General features: G+C 69.7%; 12 protein-coding genes. 5 read left to right on the top strand and 7 right to left on the bottom strand.

Annotation, left to right across the window (positions count from 1 at the left end):
* Positions 1-51: 51 nt before the first annotated feature.
* From ACTJKJ_RS01555 to ACTJKJ_RS01570, 4 genes are all read left to right on the top strand, one after another.
* On the top strand, positions 52-2,916 hold the full coding sequence (locus tag ACTJKJ_RS01555; RefSeq protein ID WP_440819377.1) for a TonB-dependent receptor: 2,865 nt from the start codon (positions 52-54) through the stop codon (positions 2,914-2,916).
* Between the two features lie 76 nt (positions 2,917-2,992).
* The gene (locus ACTJKJ_RS01560; RefSeq protein ID WP_440819378.1) at positions 2,993-3,808 is read left to right on the top strand and encodes an endo alpha-1,4 polygalactosaminidase; all 816 of its coding nucleotides are present in this window, start codon (positions 2,993-2,995) and stop codon (positions 3,806-3,808) included.
* A gap of 24 nt (positions 3,809-3,832) precedes the next feature.
* A complete protein-coding gene (locus tag ACTJKJ_RS01565) occupies positions 3,833-4,987 on the top strand; it encodes an amidohydrolase family protein (RefSeq protein ID WP_440819379.1) in 1,155 nt (384 codons plus the stop codon).
* Positions 4,984-7,800 (top strand): alpha-galactosidase, encoded by a 2,817-nt coding sequence (locus tag ACTJKJ_RS01570; protein WP_440819380.1) that lies wholly within the window; start codon positions 4,984-4,986, stop codon positions 7,798-7,800. The genes ACTJKJ_RS01565 and ACTJKJ_RS01570 overlap by 4 nt, the downstream gene beginning before the upstream one ends.
* A gap of 33 nt (positions 7,801-7,833) precedes the next feature.
* Here ACTJKJ_RS01570 and ACTJKJ_RS01575 read toward each other — a convergent pair whose 3' ends face one another.
* The 3 genes from ACTJKJ_RS01575 to ACTJKJ_RS01585 all read right to left on the bottom strand — a co-directional run bounded on the left by ACTJKJ_RS01575 (position 7,834) and on the right by ACTJKJ_RS01585 (position 10,529).
* Positions 7,834-8,553 (bottom strand): SH3 domain-containing protein, encoded by a 720-nt coding sequence (locus tag ACTJKJ_RS01575; RefSeq protein ID WP_440819381.1) that lies wholly within the window; start codon positions 8,551-8,553, stop codon positions 7,834-7,836.
* A complete protein-coding gene (locus ACTJKJ_RS01580) occupies positions 8,543-9,490 on the bottom strand; it encodes a hypothetical protein (protein ID WP_440819382.1) in 948 nt (315 codons plus the stop codon). The genes ACTJKJ_RS01575 and ACTJKJ_RS01580 overlap by 11 nt, the downstream gene beginning before the upstream one ends.
* Positions 9,491-9,662: 172 nt before the next feature.
* Positions 9,663-10,529 carry a CsgG/HfaB family protein gene (locus ACTJKJ_RS01585; RefSeq protein ID WP_091726501.1) on the bottom strand — a complete coding sequence of 289 codons (867 nt, stop codon included), beginning with the start codon at positions 10,527-10,529 and terminating at the stop codon, positions 9,663-9,665.
* A gap of 195 nt (positions 10,530-10,724) precedes the next feature.
* Here ACTJKJ_RS01585 and ACTJKJ_RS01590 point away from each other — a divergent pair, with 195 nt between their 5' ends.
* Positions 10,725-11,987, top strand: a complete 1,263-nt coding sequence (locus ACTJKJ_RS01590) for an MFS transporter (protein WP_440819383.1) — start codon at positions 10,725-10,727, stop codon at positions 11,985-11,987.
* A gap of 69 nt (positions 11,988-12,056) precedes the next feature.
* Here ACTJKJ_RS01590 and ACTJKJ_RS01595 read toward each other — a convergent pair whose 3' ends face one another.
* From ACTJKJ_RS01595 to ACTJKJ_RS01610, 4 genes are all read right to left on the bottom strand, one after another.
* Positions 12,057-12,908, bottom strand: a complete 852-nt coding sequence (locus tag ACTJKJ_RS01595) for a class I SAM-dependent methyltransferase (RefSeq protein ID WP_091726494.1) — start codon at positions 12,906-12,908, stop codon at positions 12,057-12,059.
* A 93-nt stretch (positions 12,909-13,001) separates the two neighbouring features.
* A complete protein-coding gene (locus tag ACTJKJ_RS01600; RefSeq protein ID WP_440819384.1) occupies positions 13,002-13,547 on the bottom strand; it encodes a DUF2867 domain-containing protein in 546 nt (181 codons plus the stop codon).
* Positions 13,548-13,588: 41 nt separating this feature from the next.
* The gene (locus tag ACTJKJ_RS01605; protein ID WP_440819385.1) at positions 13,589-14,740 is read right to left on the bottom strand and encodes a carbohydrate-binding protein; all 1,152 of its coding nucleotides are present in this window, start codon (positions 14,738-14,740) and stop codon (positions 13,589-13,591) included.
* A 254-nt stretch (positions 14,741-14,994) separates the two neighbouring features.
* Positions 14,995-16,113, bottom strand: a complete 1,119-nt coding sequence (locus ACTJKJ_RS01610) for an ABC transporter substrate-binding protein (RefSeq protein WP_091726485.1) — start codon at positions 16,111-16,113, stop codon at positions 14,995-14,997.
* Between the last annotated feature and the right edge of the window lie 53 nt (positions 16,114-16,166).

The following is a 16,166-nucleotide window of genomic DNA, read 5'->3' on the forward strand; positions in this document are numbered from 1 at the left end:
AAGACTGCGTAGACTTGCCGCAAGCCGCCAGCCAACACAAGGAACCCTGAGATGCGAGCTCCCCAGTCCACCCTCCTGATCGCCCGATTCGCGCCGCGGCCCGTTGCCGCCGCCGCGGCGATCGCCGCGCTGGCCGCCATGAGCGCGGCCCAGGCGCAGGTGCAGCCACCGGCGCCGGCGGCGTCGGAAGCCAAGGCCGACGCCAAGGCCAGGGACGCCGACCAGACGCTGGAGCGCGTCGAGGTCACCGGCACCCGCGCCAGCCTGCAGCGCTCGCTCAACCTCAAGCGCAGCGCCTCGGGCGTGCAGGACAGCATCAGCGCGACCGAGCTGGGCCGCTTCCCGGACGACAACGTGGCCGACTCGCTGAGCCATATCACCGGCGTGTCGATCTCGCGCACCGCCGGCGGCGAGGGGCAGAAGGTCAGCGTGCGCGGCCTGGGGCCGGAATACACGCTGACGACCTTCAACAACCGCATCCTGGCCACCGACGGCGAGGGCCGCGATTTCGCCTTCGACGTGCTGCCGTCGGACATCATCAGCGGCGCCGACGTGGTGAAGTCGGCACAGGCCTCGGTGATGGAAGGCGCGATCGGCGGCCTGGTCAACCTGCGCTCCGCCAGCCCCTTCGACCAGCCCGGCCAGCACGGCCTGCTGCGCGTGGAGGGCGACCGCAACCTGATGTCCAGGCTCAACGGCGGCAAGCTCTCGGCCACCTACAGCAACACCTTCGGCAAGGAACTGGGCGTGCTGGTCGGCCTGGTCTACGCCGACCGCAAGGTTCGCACCGACACCGCCGGCAACGACGGCGGCTGGACCCGCAACCCGATCGCCGACCCGGCCGCCAACTGGACCGGCAATGCCTGGGGCGGCAACATCGATCCGAACGGCAACGGCGTGCTCGATCCCGACGAGGAAGGCCTGATCGGCCCCGGCCAGTTCCGCGTCGGCACCATCCAGGAGCAGAAGAAGCGCACCGCGCTGTCCGGCAAGGTCGAGTGGCGGCCCAGCGAGCAGTTGAAGGTCACCGTCGACGGCATCAGGACGCGGCTGGACTCGCCGCAGGTCGGCTACCAGCAGTCCTTCTACACGCTGTTCGCGCCGGGCCGCTGGTCCAACATGCAGATCCGCAACGGCGTCGTCACCGGCTTCACGATGGACAACCCGGACCCGGAGCAGCGGCTCAATCCGGAGCTGCTGAACCTGACCACCCATCGCGTGGTCGACAGCGCCCTGTACGGCGTCAACGCCGAGTGGAAGGCGAGCGAGACGCTGAAGTTCAGCGGCGACCTCTACCAGTCGACCTCCAAGCGCCATTCGGGCGGGCAGGACACCTACACGGTGCTGCGCATGAACCAGCCCAACGTGACGACGGTGCAGCTGACCGGCTCGCAGGTGCCCAGCATCAGCACGACCTTCGCCGACGGCCGCGACCTGATCAACGGCCTGGCCGGCGGCCAGTTCGGCGCCAGCGACTTCAACACCCACTACCTGGGCCTGAGCGGCGACAACATCGACGACAAGATCCGCGGCCTGGCGCTGAACGGCGCGTGGACGGTGGACCGCTTCAACGTCGACCAGATCCAGTTCGGCGTGCAGAGCACCCGGCGCGACAAGCACCGCGACCTGGTCGACAACGCGATCAACGGCGGCGAGAACTACTACTCCGGCGCCAACGCGATCAACGTCGGCCAGCTCGGCGGCAACGTCCTGGACCAGCACCTGAGCCCGCCCAACTTCATGAACGGCGTCAGCGGCAGCTTCCCGCGCAGCTTCCTGGGCTTCGACGTGCCCAACTACCTCGCGGCGCTGCAGGCCTACAACGGCAAGCCGCGTCCGGACGGCGGCACCTACGACTTCAGCCTGGCCGCGCCGGTGTGGAACCCGCTGCAGAGCTACCGCGTGCGCGAGAAGACCACCTCCTTCTTCATCGAGGCCGACCTCTCCGGCGAGCGCTGGAACGCGGACATCGGCGTGCGCCTGGTCAAGACCAAGACCTCGGCCAGGGCCTGGGACGCCAAGATCGAGAGCCTGACCGAGAACGGCCCCTTCAACTACACCGCGGTCTATGCCGCGCCGACGCAGATCGGGCAGGACGCCTCGTACACCTTCGGCCTGCCGTCGGCCAACTTCGTCTGGCACTTCACCGACCAGCTGCAGCTGCGCCTGGGCGCGGCCAAGACGATGGCGCGGCCCTCGGTCGAGCAGCTCGCGCCCACCAGCACCACGGCCAGCGTGGCCTGGGGCGACTTCACCCAGGTCTTCGGCGGCAACGCCGACCTCAAGCCCTACAGCGCCAAGCAGTACGACGCCTCGCTGGAGTGGTACTACGCCCGCAACTCGGCGCTGACCTTCGCGGTGTTCCAGAAGGACATCAAGAACCAGATCACCACCAGTTGGCAGACCGGCGTGGACATCGGCGTGCCGGGCCATCTCTTCAATGTGATGAAGCCGATCAACGGCGACAAGGCCAAGGTGCGCGGCATGGAGATCGGCTTCCAGCACCTGTGGGACAACGGCCTGGGCGTGCGGGCGCAGTACACGCGCAACCGCTCGGACAGCTGGGTCGGCGGCGAGAAGCGGCCGCTGGAGGGCATCGCGCCGGCGACCTCCTCGCTGAGCCTGCTGTACGAGAAGGGCCCGTGGAGCCTGAGCGCGACGGCCGACCACACCGACGACTTCGTCTCGGCGATCAACGTGATCGGCCCCGGCTTCAACGAGCGCGCCAAGGCGATCACCTGGGTGACCGCGCAGGCGTCCTACGAGTTCAACAAGTGGCTGAAGCTCTCGATCGAGGGCCGCAACCTGAGCGACGCCAAGCAGGAGTACACGCTGGGCAACGGCTCCATCACGCTGCCGCAGGGCTACAACCGCTGGGGCCGGGCGTTCACGATCGGCGCGAGCATCAAGTTCTGACGCCGGCTTCCCGGAGAGGACGTTGGGGGTTCCACAACACCCGGGCCGGCACACGGCCCGACCCACAGGAGAACTCATGAAACGATCGCTGATCCGTTCGATGGCCACCGGCCTCGTCGCCGCCGCCGCCGCGCTCGCCGCCACCACTGGTGCCCAGGCGCAGTCGTGGTGGAAGCCTGGCGTCGCGACGACCTGGCAGTGGCAGCTGAGCGGCACGCTCAACACCGGCTACAACGTGGCCGTGTACGACATCGACCTGTTCGACACCTCCGCGCAGACGATCGCGCAGTTGAAGGCGCAGGGCCGCAAGGTGTTGTGCTACTTCTCGGCCGGCAGCTCGGAGAACTGGCGCGCCGACTTCAACCGCTTCAACGCCGCCGACATGGGCAACGCGCTGGACGGATGGGAAGGCGAGAAGTGGCTGGACACGCGCTCGGCCAACGTGCGCGCGGTGATGCTGAGCCGGCTGGACCTGGCCGTGTCCAAGGGCTGCGACGGCGTCGAGCCGGACAACGTGGACGGCTACACCAACGGCACCGGCTTCCCGCTGACGGCGGCCACGCAGCTCGACTACAACAAGTACCTCGCCAACGCCGCGCATGGCCGCGGCCTGGCGATCGCGTTGAAGAACGATGTCGACCAGCTGGCGCAGCTCGAGCCCTACTTCGACATGGCGGTCAACGAGCAGTGCAACCAGTACGACGAGTGCGGCGGCTACACGGTCTTCACCAGCAAGAACAAGCCCGTGTTCAACGCCGAGTACGCGTCCAAGTACCGCAAGAACACGAACGGCGCGCGCGACAAGCTCTGCACCAAGATGCGGGCCGCGAAGATCCGCACGCTGGTGCTGCCGCTGGACCTGAACGACGCCTATCGCTACAGCTGCGATTGATCGCCTGAACCTGCATTTCCCACGATGACCGACACGACGAGAACTCCCTCCCGCGCCGCACTGCCGGCCTGGCTGGCCGCCAGCCTGATGGCGACGGCGATGGTCGCCGCGATGGGCGCCATCCCTGGTGCCCAGGCGGCGACCGCGGCGGGCGAGGACCGCTACACGATGGCGGACTTCGCCAAGGTGCCCAAGATCGACGCGCACGTCCACCTGCACAACGCCGATCCGGCGTTCGTCGATGCCGCGCGGCGGCTCGGCTTCCAGGTGCTGACGATCAACGTCGATTACCCCGACTTCCCGCCGCTGGACGAGCAGCAGCGGGTGGCGGTCGCGCTGCGTCAGGCGCGGCCGGCGGCGGTGGCCTGGGCGGTGAGCTTCTCGTCGGACACGTCCGACCGGCCGGGCTGGCTCGATGCGACGAAGCAGCGCATCGATGCCGGCCTGCGCGCCGGCGCGGTCGGCGTGAAGGTGTGGAAGAACATCGGCATGAGCCTGCGCGACCCGCAGGGCCAGCTGGTGATGATCGACGACGCTCGCTTCCAGCCGCTGTTCAGCTGGTTCGAGGCGCGCGGCATCCCCATGCTCGGCCACCAGGGCGAGCCGCACAACTGCTGGCTGCCGCTGGACCAGATGACCGTGCTCAACGACCGCGACTACTTCGCCCATCACCCGCAGTACCACATGGCGCTGCACCCGGAGATGCCCAGCTGGGAGGACCAGATGGCCGCGCGCGACCGCATGGTGGCGGCGCATCCGAAGCTGAAGTTCATCGGCATGCACATGGCCTCGCTGGAGCGCAACGTCGACGAACTGGCGGCCTTCCTGGACCGCTTCCCGCTGGCCAAGGTGGACCTGGCCGCGCGCATCGGCCAGCTGCAGTACCAGAGCCAGCGCGACCGGGAGAAGGTGCGCCGCTTCATGATCCAGTACCAGGACCGCCTGATGTACGGCACCGATGTCTCGCAGCCGCCGCAACAATCGGGCGCCGAGCTGCTGAAGGAAGTCGAGCCGGTGTGGCGCATGCACTGGCGCTACTTCAACACGGAGGAGACGTTCAAGGTGTCGGATCTCGAGCAACCGGTGCAGGGCCTGGGCCTGCCCAAGGCCGTTGTGGACAAGCTGTACCACCTCAACGCGGCGCGCAGCTTCCCGACCGCGTGGAAGGCCGCCCGATGACCGGCCGCCGCGCCTTCCTCCAGTGGCTGGGCGCCGCGCCCGTCGCCACCGTCGCGCCGCGTGTGGCGTTCGCCGCGACGGCGGGCGCCGCCGCGTCGGCCCGCGCGGCAGACCTCGGACGCGGACACGTGCGTCTGCAGGATGAGCGGCTGTCGCTGCACTTCGACGACCGGATGCGCAGCCGTCTCGTGCGCCTGGGCGGCCCACGGCCGCTGGCGCTCACCGGCTTCGATGCGGGCGAGTCGATCGTGATCGTCGATGGCCAGGGGCTGGCAGGAGATCCGGCCACGCCAGGCGGAGCGGCGCCGGCGGGCGGTGCGGGCGCCGGTGTCGTGAAGACGAGGACGCTCGACCGCTTCGCCGTTGCGAGCGCCGTTCCGAGCAGCGGCGCGACGCCGTTCGGCGCGGGCCAGCGGCTCGTGCTGACTGGCCGTGCCGAGGGAGCGGCCGTCGAGAAGACAGTCACGGTGACGCTGCTGGACGAGCACCCCGGCGTCGCGCTGATGGCGGTCGCCTTCGTCAACCGCTCGGACAAGCCGCTGACGGTGCAGGGCTGGACGGTGGCCGCGCACCGGCTGCTGGCCGCGCCGCGGCACGCGGGCGGGTGGTGGACCTATTCGGGCGCGACGCACACCGACCGGCGCGACTGGATGCAGCCGGTCAAGCGCGGCTTCGAGCAGCGCAACTTCCTCGGCATGGATTCGTCCGACTACGGCGGCGGCACGCCGCTGGTGGACGTGTGGCGGCGCGACCTGGGCGTGGCGGTCGGCCACCTGGACAAGCTGCCGCGGCTGGTCTCGCTGCCGGTGAAGGCGGTGGGCGAGCAGGTGGACATCGCGATGCGCGGCGACGAGCCGCGCACGCTGGCGCCGGGTGAGACGCTCGCGCTGCCGCTGGCCTTCATCGCCGTGCATGAGGGCGACTGCTTCGTGCCGCTGGACCGCTACCGGCGGCTGATGAACGCGCAGGGGCTGGCCGCCCCGGAGCCGCCGCGCAGCGCGCATGATTCGGTCTGGTGCGCCTGGGGCTACGAGCGCGACTTCTCGCTCGACCGCGTGCGCGCGACGTTGCCCAAGGCGCAGGAACTCGGTTTGAAGTGGGCGGTGCTGGACGACGGCTGGCAGCGTCAGACCGGCGACTGGTTCGACATCGACCTCAAGAAATTCCCGCGCGGCGAGGAGGACATGAAGGCGCTGGTGGCCGACATCCACGCGCGCGGCATGAAGGCGCGGCTGTGGATCGCGCCGCTGGCGGTGGCGCCGGGCAGCGACGAGCTGCACGAACACGCGGACCTGCTGCTGCTCGACCAGAACGGCGCGCCGCAGATGATCACGTGGTGGAACTGTCTCTACCTGTGCCCGGGCGCGAAGGAGACACGCGAGCGCACGGCGGCGATGTTCCGCAAGATCATCCAGGACTGGGGGTTCGACGGGGTGAAGGTCGACGGCCAGCATCTCAACGGCGTGGCGCCGTGCTTCAACCCGAAGCACCGGCATGCGAAGCCGGAGGAGTCCGTCGAGCAGATGGCCGATTTCTACCGCGCGATGTTCGAGGCCGCGCATGCGGTGAATCCGGAAACGGTGGTCGAGGTCTGCCCCTGCGGCACGAGCTACGCCTTCCACAACATGCCGTGGATCGACCAGGCGCCGGCGTCGGACCCGCTGTCGAGCTGGCAGGTGCGGCACAAGGGCAAGGCGCTGAAGGCGCAGATGGGACGCTGGTCGGCCTACGCGGGCGACCACGTCGAGCTGTCGACCGGCGGCATGGACTTCGCGTCGGCCGTTGGCGTCGGCGCAGTGGTGTCGACCAAGTTCACCTGGCCGGAGGATCCCAAGCCCAAGGACTCCTTCCTGCTGACGCCGGAGCGCGAGTCGCATTGGCGCAAGTGGATCGCGGCGCACAACTCGAAGGGCCTGTCGGATGGCATGTATCGCGGCGAGCTCTACGACATCGCCTTCGACAAGCCGGAGACCCATGTGGTCGAGAAGAACGGGGTGATGCATTACGCGTTCTATGCGCCGAGCTTCGACGGCACGGTGACGCTGCGCGGCCTGGGGCCGGGGACGTGGCGCGTGCGCGATTACGTGAATGGCGTGGACCTTGGCCGCGTCGACGCCGCGAGGCCGACGCTGAAGGCGGCGTTCCGCGAGCACCTGCTGATCGAGGCGGTGCTGGAGACGGCGGTCGAGCGCCCGCTGGCACGCGCGGCGCGCCTGCCGTCGCGGCTGATCGGGCGGGACGGCTTCGCGCTGGCCTCGGCCTGGGAGGACGCGCCGGCGATGTTCTTCGCCCACGACTGGCGCGGCCGGCCGCTGACCGGGACGCAGTCGACGCGGGTGCAGCTGCTGCATGCGGACGGCGCGCTGCACCTGCGCTTCAGCAGCCGCTACAACGCGCTCAGCACCTTCGATCGCGAGCAGTCCTCGACGGAGATCTGGCCGCTGTGGCAGCGCGACGTGGTGGAGGTCTTCCTGCAGGCGCCGCAGGACGCCGGGTCGGACCGCTACCGCGAGGTGGAGGTGTCGCCCAATGGGCTGGTGATGGACCTGGAGGTGCGCGGCGCCGGGCGCCGGCGCTTCGTCGGCGAGAGCCGGGCGCGCACGGCGGTCGATACGGTCCATCGCCTGTGGACGGCGGAACTGGTGGTGCCGATGCCGCGCGGGCCGCAGCCGCTCGACGGGTGGCGCATCAACCTGTTCCGCATCGAGGGGAACAAGGAGACGCGGCAGTTCAGCGCGTGGAATCCGACGGGCAGCGAAAAGCCCAATTTCCACGTGCCGGCGGCGTTTGGACAGCTGCGGCTCGAGGCTTAGCGGGACGGCGCCCCCGACTCAGCGGGGGCGGCCTCAGGGCGCGGGGTCCCCACCCGCCAGACCGTCGCAGCTGGTTTCCTGTGTCCCGCAGAGGCGGTCGACCCAGGCCCGGAAGCGGCCCGGTGGCAAGCCGGCGCGCGCCGCGGCGTCGATCTTCAGCGAGCTTCGATCCTTGGCGGCGAAGCGTTGGTCCGCGAACTCCACCTGGGCCCACTTGCCATTGCAGTCGGCGAGTCGTCCGGCCTCGATGACGACGTCGTTGTCGAAGGTCTCGTTGTCGCCGATGCGCAGGACGACGGGCGCCTTCGGGCTCGGCCGCGCGCGGCCGACGTCGGCCTGTGACTTCACGGTCAGCTTGCTGCCGCTGACCCAGCCTTCGCCCGAGAACATCGGACGCGCGGGGCGGTCGGTCAAGGCCTCGTTGTCGCGGGCGTTGCGAATCAGGAACCAGCCGCTGCGCGCACCGACGACGTCGACCTCGACCCGCACGCCGTAGTTCATCGAGGGTTCGACAAAGGTGGGCGGCAGCTTGCCGAGGACCTTGGCGGTGGCATTCGGCGCGCTGCGGACGTTGAGTCCGGCGGGATCGGTCTCGGCGACGAAGGCGCCGAAGCTGCAGGTGCTGGCAGGCGGCTCGGCGGTCGTCGTCGCGGGCAGGGCTGGGTCGCCCGTGCCTGCGCAGCTCGCCAGCGTGGCGAAGCCGGCGGTCGCGAGCAGCAGCGCGGCGTTGCGCAGGCGGTGATCAATAGCCATCGACGAGGACATAGTGGAACGACGACATCTGGCCCATCGACGCCAGGAAGCGCGGATAGACATCGTTGGGAATGGTCTGGCAGCCAGCGGACCAGGTGTTGCCCGACGCCTGCGTGCCGCCGCGGTGGATGTACATCGTCGTGCCGACGGTGGTCGGATCGATGCGGCTGGGGTCGAGGGCGTTGAAGCGCCCGTCGCCATCGGTGTCGCGCTCGGCGGTCTGCGTGCGCGTGGCCTGGAAGGCGCGGGCTTTCAGATGGCCCTTCGGCTTCTCGCCGAAGAAGTAGGTGCCAGCGCGCAACCGGCCGACTTCCTTGATGCCGTCGCCGTTCATGTCGAAGCCTTCGGCGTGTTTGTAGATCACGTCGTTGTATCGCGCGTCCACACGGCCGGTGCCCTTGGGGGCGGCGCGTTGCGAGTACTGGGCGCCGGGTTCCGTGCAGGCGGGGAAGACCCGCGCGGTGCGCAGGCCGTCGCCGCCGTTGAGCACGACGATGTGGTCGTCGTAGACGCCGCGGCCGCGGTTGGCGAGGGTGGAGGTCTCGCGACGCAGGCCGAGAAGGATCATGCGTCCCTGCTTCAGCGCGTTGATCGCGCCCGGGGTGCCGCGTTGCAGGACGATGCCCGCGCAGTAGGCATAAGTCTGTCGGGTGGTGAGCAGCGGGAGTTGGGGGACGTAGGGGGCGCGCAGGCGGTCGCTCTCCCAGTCAGCCAGCAACGCGCTGCCGGAGGACGAGCCGCCGAGGGCGGCCTTGGCCTGCCAGTTGAGCTGCGAGGCGGCCAGGCGGGCGCCGGTGGCGCGCTGCACCGGAGAGAGCGAGACGGTATCGGCACGCCATCGGCTGAGCGCTTCGTCGGGGGCGGCCGCGGCGCGCTCGGCGAATGCGCGCGCGACGGATTCGATGTCCGGATCGAAGGGATTGAGGCTCGTGGTCATGGATTTCCCGTTGGCTCGGGGAGACGGTATGGGCGAAGAAGTCATTCTGGGCATGAGAGCCCGTGGCGGAATGGCCGAAGGTCATCTGGCGCGGGAAAACCGGCGGCAAGGGCCGCCGCCCGGCCCGGCAGCCAGCGTGTGGCTCGCTGCAGCGGCCCTCGCGGGCGTCGACTCAAGCGCCCGCCGCCACCTTCTTGCCGGACTCCCCCGCCTTCTTCATCGGCACCGGATCGGGCAGCTCCTTGGCCTGCAGCATGCGGGCCTGGACGACGAGCTGGTTGTGCGCGTCCAGGAAGGCCGCGGCGATGACCTTGCCCTCGTTGCTGTTGGCCCAGCCCGCACCGGCCGCCCCGCCGAGCTTGCCCAGCACCAGGCCGCCCATGCCCAGGTCGGTGACGCGGACCGAGCCGGTCGCGGCCGCGACCTGCTCGGTGGTCTCGTTGTCGGTGAGCAGCAGCGCCACCTGCGCTTCCTTGAGCTTGATGTGCTCGGCCGCGCCGACGAACTTGTTGAGCACCGGAATCATCCCGAGGATGCCGCCCACCTGCCGGCCCGCATCCTGCTCGCTGAAGGTGAGGCTGGGGATCAGCGTGTACTGCGCCTCGTAGCCCTTGCCCTTGTGGACCGTGCTGCCCTGCTGGCGCAGGATGCCGCTGTCCTTGAGCTCCTGCTCCCGGATCGTCGCCTTCAGCCCGGAGTTGCGGTCGACGACGCGGAAGCAGCCACTCTGCTGCGCCAGCAGCCGCACCAGCGGCAGCGGCGAATTCGGCAGCCCGTTGGGCGCGCTGATGGTGTAGCCGTTGGGGTTCTCCATCAGCGACAGCGTCGCCACCGGCGCTTCGCACTTCATCAGTTCGCGGTTGGCCTTGTTCGCGCCCGCCGGACCGGCCGAGCCGGTGATCTCCGAGCTGCCGTCCCCCAGCGTCGCGCCCTGCTTGCCGCAGGCGGCGAGCAGGACCAGCGCCACGCCGGCGGCGACAAGGCCGCCCACCCGGGGCAGGGAAGGGCCGAAGGAAACGAGGGAGCGCGCGATTGCCATGCCGATCTCCTGAATGCAAGGGCTGCGATTGCCAGAAACGGGCGGGACCATAGCGCACTTGATGGGGGATGCGGCCCCCACCGATGGGTGGTCGCGTCGCTGAATGTCGTGTCCTGACGGCGTCTTTACGGCTGGTTACCGCGCCGCGGCGAGAATCCGCCCCTTCGGTCCGAGCGACCGCCCAAGAACCCGACCATGAACGACAAGTCCCCGAGCCGCGCCATCGCGTGGCTGGTGTGCGCCCTGGTGGCCGCGTCGCTGTACGGCAACTACTACGTCTACGACTCGATCGGCCCCGTCGCCGACGCGCTGCAAAGCCAGCGCGGCTTCAGCGACCAGCAGATCGGCCTGCTCAACGCGATCTACAGCCTGCCCAACGTCGTGCTGATCCTCGTCGGCGGCGTGCTGGTGGACCGCTTCGGCGCCGCGCGCATGACCCTGTGGACCGCCGCCGTCTGCCTGCTCGGCGCGCTGCTCACCGCGCTGAGCCCCGGCTTCGCCGGCATGGCCGCCGGCCGGCTGCTGTTCGGCATCGGCGCCGAGACCTTCGGCATCGCCACGCTGGCGGCGCTGGCGCAGTACTTCGTCGGCGGCAAGGTGGCGTTCTCGATGGGGCTGGCGCTGTCCATCGGCCGGCTCGGCTCCTTCTCGTCCGACATGTCGCCGACCTGGTTCCCCCACGCCTACGCCCAGGGCTGGCAGCCGCCGCTGCTGATCGCGGCGGCGATGGCGGCCGCCTCCTTCGGCGGCGCGCTGCTGTACTGGTGGCTCGACCGGCGCGTCGCCGCCGCCGACAAGGGCGCCGCGCAGCAGCAGGCCCAACCCTTCGCCTGGCGCGACCTGCTGCACTTCGGCAAGGCCTACTGGTTCCTGCTCGCGCTGTGCGTGCTCTGGTATTCGGTGATCCTGGCCTTCCGCAGCACCTTCGCGATCAAGTACTTCCAGCACGCGCATGGCCTGGATCTCGCGGCCGCCGGCGCGATGAACAGCTACGTGTTCCTCGCCGCCGTCTTCGCGACGCCGGCCTTCGGCTGGCTGTGCGACCGGGTCGGCCGCTACGCGCCCTTCCTGGCCTTCGGCGCGGTGCTGCTGCCGGTCGCGATGGCGCTGATGGCGCTGACCACCACCAGCCTGTGGGTGTCGACCGCGCTCATCGGGGTCAGCTTCTCGCTGGTGCCGGCGGTGATGTGGCCGCTGGCCAGCCGACTGGTGTCGCCGTCGCACTTCGGCACGGCGATCGGGCTGATGTGGGTGGCGCAGAACGCGGGCATCGCCGGGGCCAACCTGGTGGCCGGCTGGCTCAACGACCGCGCCGGCGCCAGCGCGCAGAACCCCGCCGGTTATGAATCGATGATGCTGTTCTTCGGACTGGCCAGCGTCGGCGGCGCGATCTTCGCGCTGGTCCTGTGGCTCACCGCCGGCCGTCGCTCGCAGGAGCAGGTGGCGACGGCCGGTTGAGCCGGCGCGAGCCGCGTGGAGCGCCGTCGCGGTCCGTGGAGCCGACGAGCCGACGAGCGCCGGCGCTGATCAGGGTTCGAGCACGTACAGCGACGCCATCGTCGCCAGCTGCTCCGGCGTCATCGCCGCGTAGTGCGGCTGCAGCGGCAGCGACTTCGCGAGCTGGCGCGTCGGCTCGTGGACCATGTGTTCCTCCAGCGTCACCCGATAACCGGCCTCGGCGAAGAGCGCCGGGTACTCGTGGTGGCGCAGGCGGTTCTCGCCTTCGCGCGTCAGGCGGTTGACCCACGCATGCTTGCGCTCGGGCCACGTGAGGAAATTGATCTTGGTGATCGACTTGTCCGAGTGCTCCAGATGGTCGGAGTGGTCCACCAGGTGCACCATCCGGCCGCGGGCCGAGAGCTTGGGCCGCAGCGCCTTGAAGAGCTGGACCAGGTCGCCCGGCGGGATGTGCTCGAGCACCGTGCGCGAGGTCACGAGGTCGATCGAGCCGTCGGCGAGCTCGTTCACGTCGAACGGGGCGAGGTAGGTCAGCGGCAGGTCGGCGCGCGTCTGGATCGCGCGCAACCGCGCCTCGTCGGGACAGGCCTGGCGCAGGAACGCCAGCGTCGCGGCGAAGCTGACCTCGTCCAGATGGACGTTGAGGTCGGACATGTAGACGCGCTGGGCGCCCTGCAGGCATTGCAGGACGGGGATGGTGGGGAACCAGCCGGTGCCGATCTCCAGCACGGTGGCGCCTTCGATCGCGCCGCCGGAGCGCTCCAGGCCCCGACGCATCTGCGTCCAGGCCTGGATGGTGCTGCGCAGGTTGTCCTCGTCGGGCTGGTAGCCGAACAGCTGGCGCTTCGCGCGTCGAAGGCCCTGCCCGAACGGCAATCGCGCCAGGACCGCTTGCCGACCTACCTTGAATCGCCAGTCCATCCGCTGCCCCTGTGCTGGCTGCGCCGATGGAGGCGGATTCTGACCGGTTCGCCGGCGCGACTGACGGGGAGAGACCCCAGGGCCGGGTGGGGCTCAGCCGCCTCCGTCCCGCGTGCCGTCCCTCGCTCCGAACCGCCGCGCCGCCGCCGCCAGGTGCGAGCGCACCACCAGCACATGCCCCGGCAGGATCAGCGCGAGGTAACACCGTCCGAGCCGGTTGTGGCAGTGCACGACCGTGGTGACGACGGCCTCCCGGCGCGTCGATCCGTCGACTTGGCGGATCAGGACCGACAGCTTGAAGTCCAGATGCCGGTCCTGCTCGCCGAAGATCGCTTCCCGAGGCGAGGCCTCGAGCACCCGGAAGATGTCGACATGGGCGACGCCGATCTCGTCGAGGTGCCGGCGCATCGCCGCCGAGGTCTTCAGGCCGAAGGGCCGGACCGCGGCGTCGCGGATCGCCAGCAGCGCGCGGAACCAGGACGGCGGGTCGGCCAGCGCCGCGCGGGCGAGCGCCATCGCGTCGTCGGGCGCGTCCTCCGACAGCGTGATGGCGAAGGCGTCGGCCAGGTTCGCGTCGCCATAGGTCGGCGCGAGCCGGCTGTCGAGCGGTGGGGGCACGCGGCGGACGGGGGAGGACATCCGCCGCATTCCATCACGACTTCACCTCGCGACTTCAGCGATCACGATGTCGTGATCTTCACGTAGCGCAGATTCCACCCTGGCCCATTGGCCTTCACCGCGATCTGCTGCTGCCCGGCGGGCAAGGTCACGCGGTGCGAGACCGTCGTCCAGTTCTGCCAGCCGCCGGTCGAGGGTACGCCCACCGCGCCGTACACCGGCGCGCCGCCGGCCATCTCCAGCTGCAGACTGCCGCCGCCGTTCAGGCTGGCGACGCGGTACTCGACGGTGTAGGTGCCGCCCTGCGGCAGGTTGAGGTTCCACACCGCCCAGTCGCCGGCTTCGATCCAGCCCAGGTTCTGGCCGCCCTCGCTCGAGGCCTCCAGCTGCATGCCCGACTGCAGCGCGAAGTCCGAGGCCTGCAGCGTCGTCGTGAAGGCCGGCGTGCCGCCGTCCTTGCGGTAGACGCGCACGTAGTCGACGTACATCCGCGCGGGCAGCCGGCTCTCGTCGATGTTCCATTGCGGCCAGTTGCCGCCGACCGCCAGGTTCAGCAGCAGGAAGAAGTCGCGATGGAATTCCTCGGTGCTGTTGACGCTGTTGGTGATGTCGACGACGTGGTACTCGCGCCCATCGACGAACCAGCGGATGAAGCGCTCGTCCCACTCCACCGCGTACACGTGATAGTCCGCGACGTTGGTGGCGGTGTGTCCGCCGTAGGACGCATGGCCGCCGTCCGGCCCCTGCCAGTGGATGGTGCCGTGGATGTCGGGATCGGCGTTGACGTGTTCCATGATGTCGATCTCGCCGGAGGCCGGCCAGCCCACCGAGGTGATGTTGCTGCCCAGCATCCAGAAGGCCGGCCACATGCCCGAGCTCGACGGCGACTTGATGCGCGCTTCGACGCGCCCGTACTTGAAGGTGGCCAGGCCCTGCGTCGTCATGCGCGCGGAGGTGTAGCGCATGCCGCCGAAGTCCTCGCGCCGGGCGGTGATGACGAGCTGGCCGTTCTCGACGCTCGCGTTCTCGCGGCGGTAGTACTGGAGCTCGTTGTTGCCCCAGCCGCCCGAGCCGGTGCCGGTCTCGAAGCGCCAGTGGGGGCCGATGCCGTTCGTGAACTCGTCCTGCCAGACGAGTTGCCAGTTCTGGGCCTGCGCCGCCAGGCCCGTCAAGGCAAGCGCGGCCGCGGCCAGCGATCGAATCCAGCGTGTCATGGGGATCTCCTCGGAACCAGTGGAGGAGACGCGCGCGAGGTCACGGCGTCTCCGGGTCCCGGTCCGGCGGACCGGGCGTCGACGCCCGAATGCAGCGGTAAGCCTGAAGGGCCGCTGGCGCGTGATGGCGCGCCGTGGCCTCTGGGTCCCAACTATCTGAAAGCGCTTTCAGAATGTCTCGCGGGAAAACCCGCAGGCGCTGCGCGCGTTGGTGACAAGCGGTTGCCGCGACAACCCGCCCGCGGCCTGGACGATCAGCGCCGGACCTTGCCGTCCTCGGTCAGGATGGTCATGTCCACGTAGCGCGAGCCGGCGTGGCGCTGGCTGGAGAAGTTGATGTAGAAGCCGCCGAGGTTGAGCTCGTTCTGGGCTTCCAGGCCGCTGATGACGCTGTCGGGCGTCGGGTTGTTGCCGGCGCGGCGCAGGCCTTCCACCATGGTCTTGGCCGCGATGAAGCCTTCCATGCCGGTGTAGCCCAGTTCCTTGTTGGCGGCCTTGCAGCGCTGGATGTATTCACCGGCCACCGGCGTGAGGCCGGAGAACGGGAAGGGCACCACCTGCGACACCACCACCCCGCGCGCATCCTTGCCCAGCTCGGCCGCCAGCGCCTGCGCGCCGACGAAGGAGAGGTTGTAGAAGTTGCCCAGGAAACCGGCCTTGCGCGAGGCGCGGATGAAGGCGGCGCAGGACTTGTAGGCGGCGATCTGGACCACGCACTCCGGCTGGCCGGCCATGATCGAGCCCAGCGCGCCGCTGACGTCCACCGAGTTGCGTTCCACCGTGCCCTGCGACACCGGGGCCAGGTTGTGCTGCTTGAGCGCCGCCGTGACGCCGGCCAGGCCCGACTGGCCGTAGCTGTCGTTCTGCAGGAAGACCGCGACGCGCTTGATGCCCACCGCCATCAGCTGCTTGACGATCTCGGCCGCCTCGTCGTTGTAGGACGCGCGGATGTGGAAGAGGTGGCGGTTGAAGGGCGTGCGCAGCGCCTCGGCACCGGTGAAGGGCGCCACCAGCGGCACCTTGGCGGCCGTCAGCAGCGGCACCGCGGCCAGCGTGGTGGGCGTGCCGACGTAGCCGAACAGCGCGGTGACGCCGTCCTCGATCAGGCGCCGGGTGTTGGCCGCGCAGCGCTCGGGCTCGTAGCCGTCGTCCAGGCTGCGCAGCTCGATGCGCCGGCCGTTCACCCCGCCCCGCTGGTTGACCTGGTCGAACACCAGCATCGCGCCTTCCTTGAACTGCTCGCCCAGCTCGCGGGCCGGGCCGCTGAAGGGCGCCGACTGGCCCAGCAGGATGCGGGTGCTGTCGGCGAAGGCCGGCAGGCTGCCGGCGCCTGCGAGCGCGGCGAAGTTCTGGAGCAGGTGACGGCGGTTCATGGGCGTGGCACTTCCTGGCACTTCTGAAAAGGGCAGGATCTTCCGTGATGCCG

This window comes from Roseateles sp. 22389, assembly GCF_052044995.1.
Classification (GTDB): Bacteria; Pseudomonadota; Gammaproteobacteria; order Burkholderiales; family Burkholderiaceae_C; genus Roseateles.

Bases quoted from the DNA above. Each gene is read 5' to 3' on its own strand.
- ACTJKJ_RS01555 (WP_440819377.1), top strand. From the start codon at position 52: ATGCGAGCTCCCCAGTCCACCCTCCTGATCGCCCGATTCGCGCCGCGG.
- ACTJKJ_RS01560 (WP_440819378.1), top strand. From the start codon at position 2,993: ATGAAACGATCGCTGATCCGTTCGATGGCCACCGGCCTCGTCGCCGCC.
- ACTJKJ_RS01565 (WP_440819379.1), top strand. From the start codon at position 3,833: ATGACCGACACGACGAGAACTCCCTCCCGCGCCGCACTGCCGGCCTGG.
- ACTJKJ_RS01570 (WP_440819380.1), top strand. From the start codon at position 4,984: ATGACCGGCCGCCGCGCCTTCCTCCAGTGGCTGGGCGCCGCGCCCGTC.
- ACTJKJ_RS01575 (WP_440819381.1), bottom strand. From the start codon at position 8,553: ATGGCTATTGATCACCGCCTGCGCAACGCCGCGCTGCTGCTCGCGACC.
- ACTJKJ_RS01580 (WP_440819382.1), bottom strand. From the start codon at position 9,490: ATGACCACGAGCCTCAATCCCTTCGATCCGGACATCGAATCCGTCGCG.
- ACTJKJ_RS01585 (WP_091726501.1), bottom strand. From the start codon at position 10,529: ATGGCAATCGCGCGCTCCCTCGTTTCCTTCGGCCCTTCCCTGCCCCGG.
- ACTJKJ_RS01590 (WP_440819383.1), top strand. From the start codon at position 10,725: ATGAACGACAAGTCCCCGAGCCGCGCCATCGCGTGGCTGGTGTGCGCC.
- ACTJKJ_RS01595 (WP_091726494.1), bottom strand. From the start codon at position 12,908: ATGGACTGGCGATTCAAGGTAGGTCGGCAAGCGGTCCTGGCGCGATTG.
- ACTJKJ_RS01600 (WP_440819384.1), bottom strand. From the start codon at position 13,547: ATGTCCTCCCCCGTCCGCCGCGTGCCCCCACCGCTCGACAGCCGGCTC.
- ACTJKJ_RS01605 (WP_440819385.1), bottom strand. From the start codon at position 14,740: ATGACACGCTGGATTCGATCGCTGGCCGCGGCCGCGCTTGCCTTGACG.
- ACTJKJ_RS01610 (WP_091726485.1), bottom strand. From the start codon at position 16,113: ATGAACCGCCGTCACCTGCTCCAGAACTTCGCCGCGCTCGCAGGCGCC.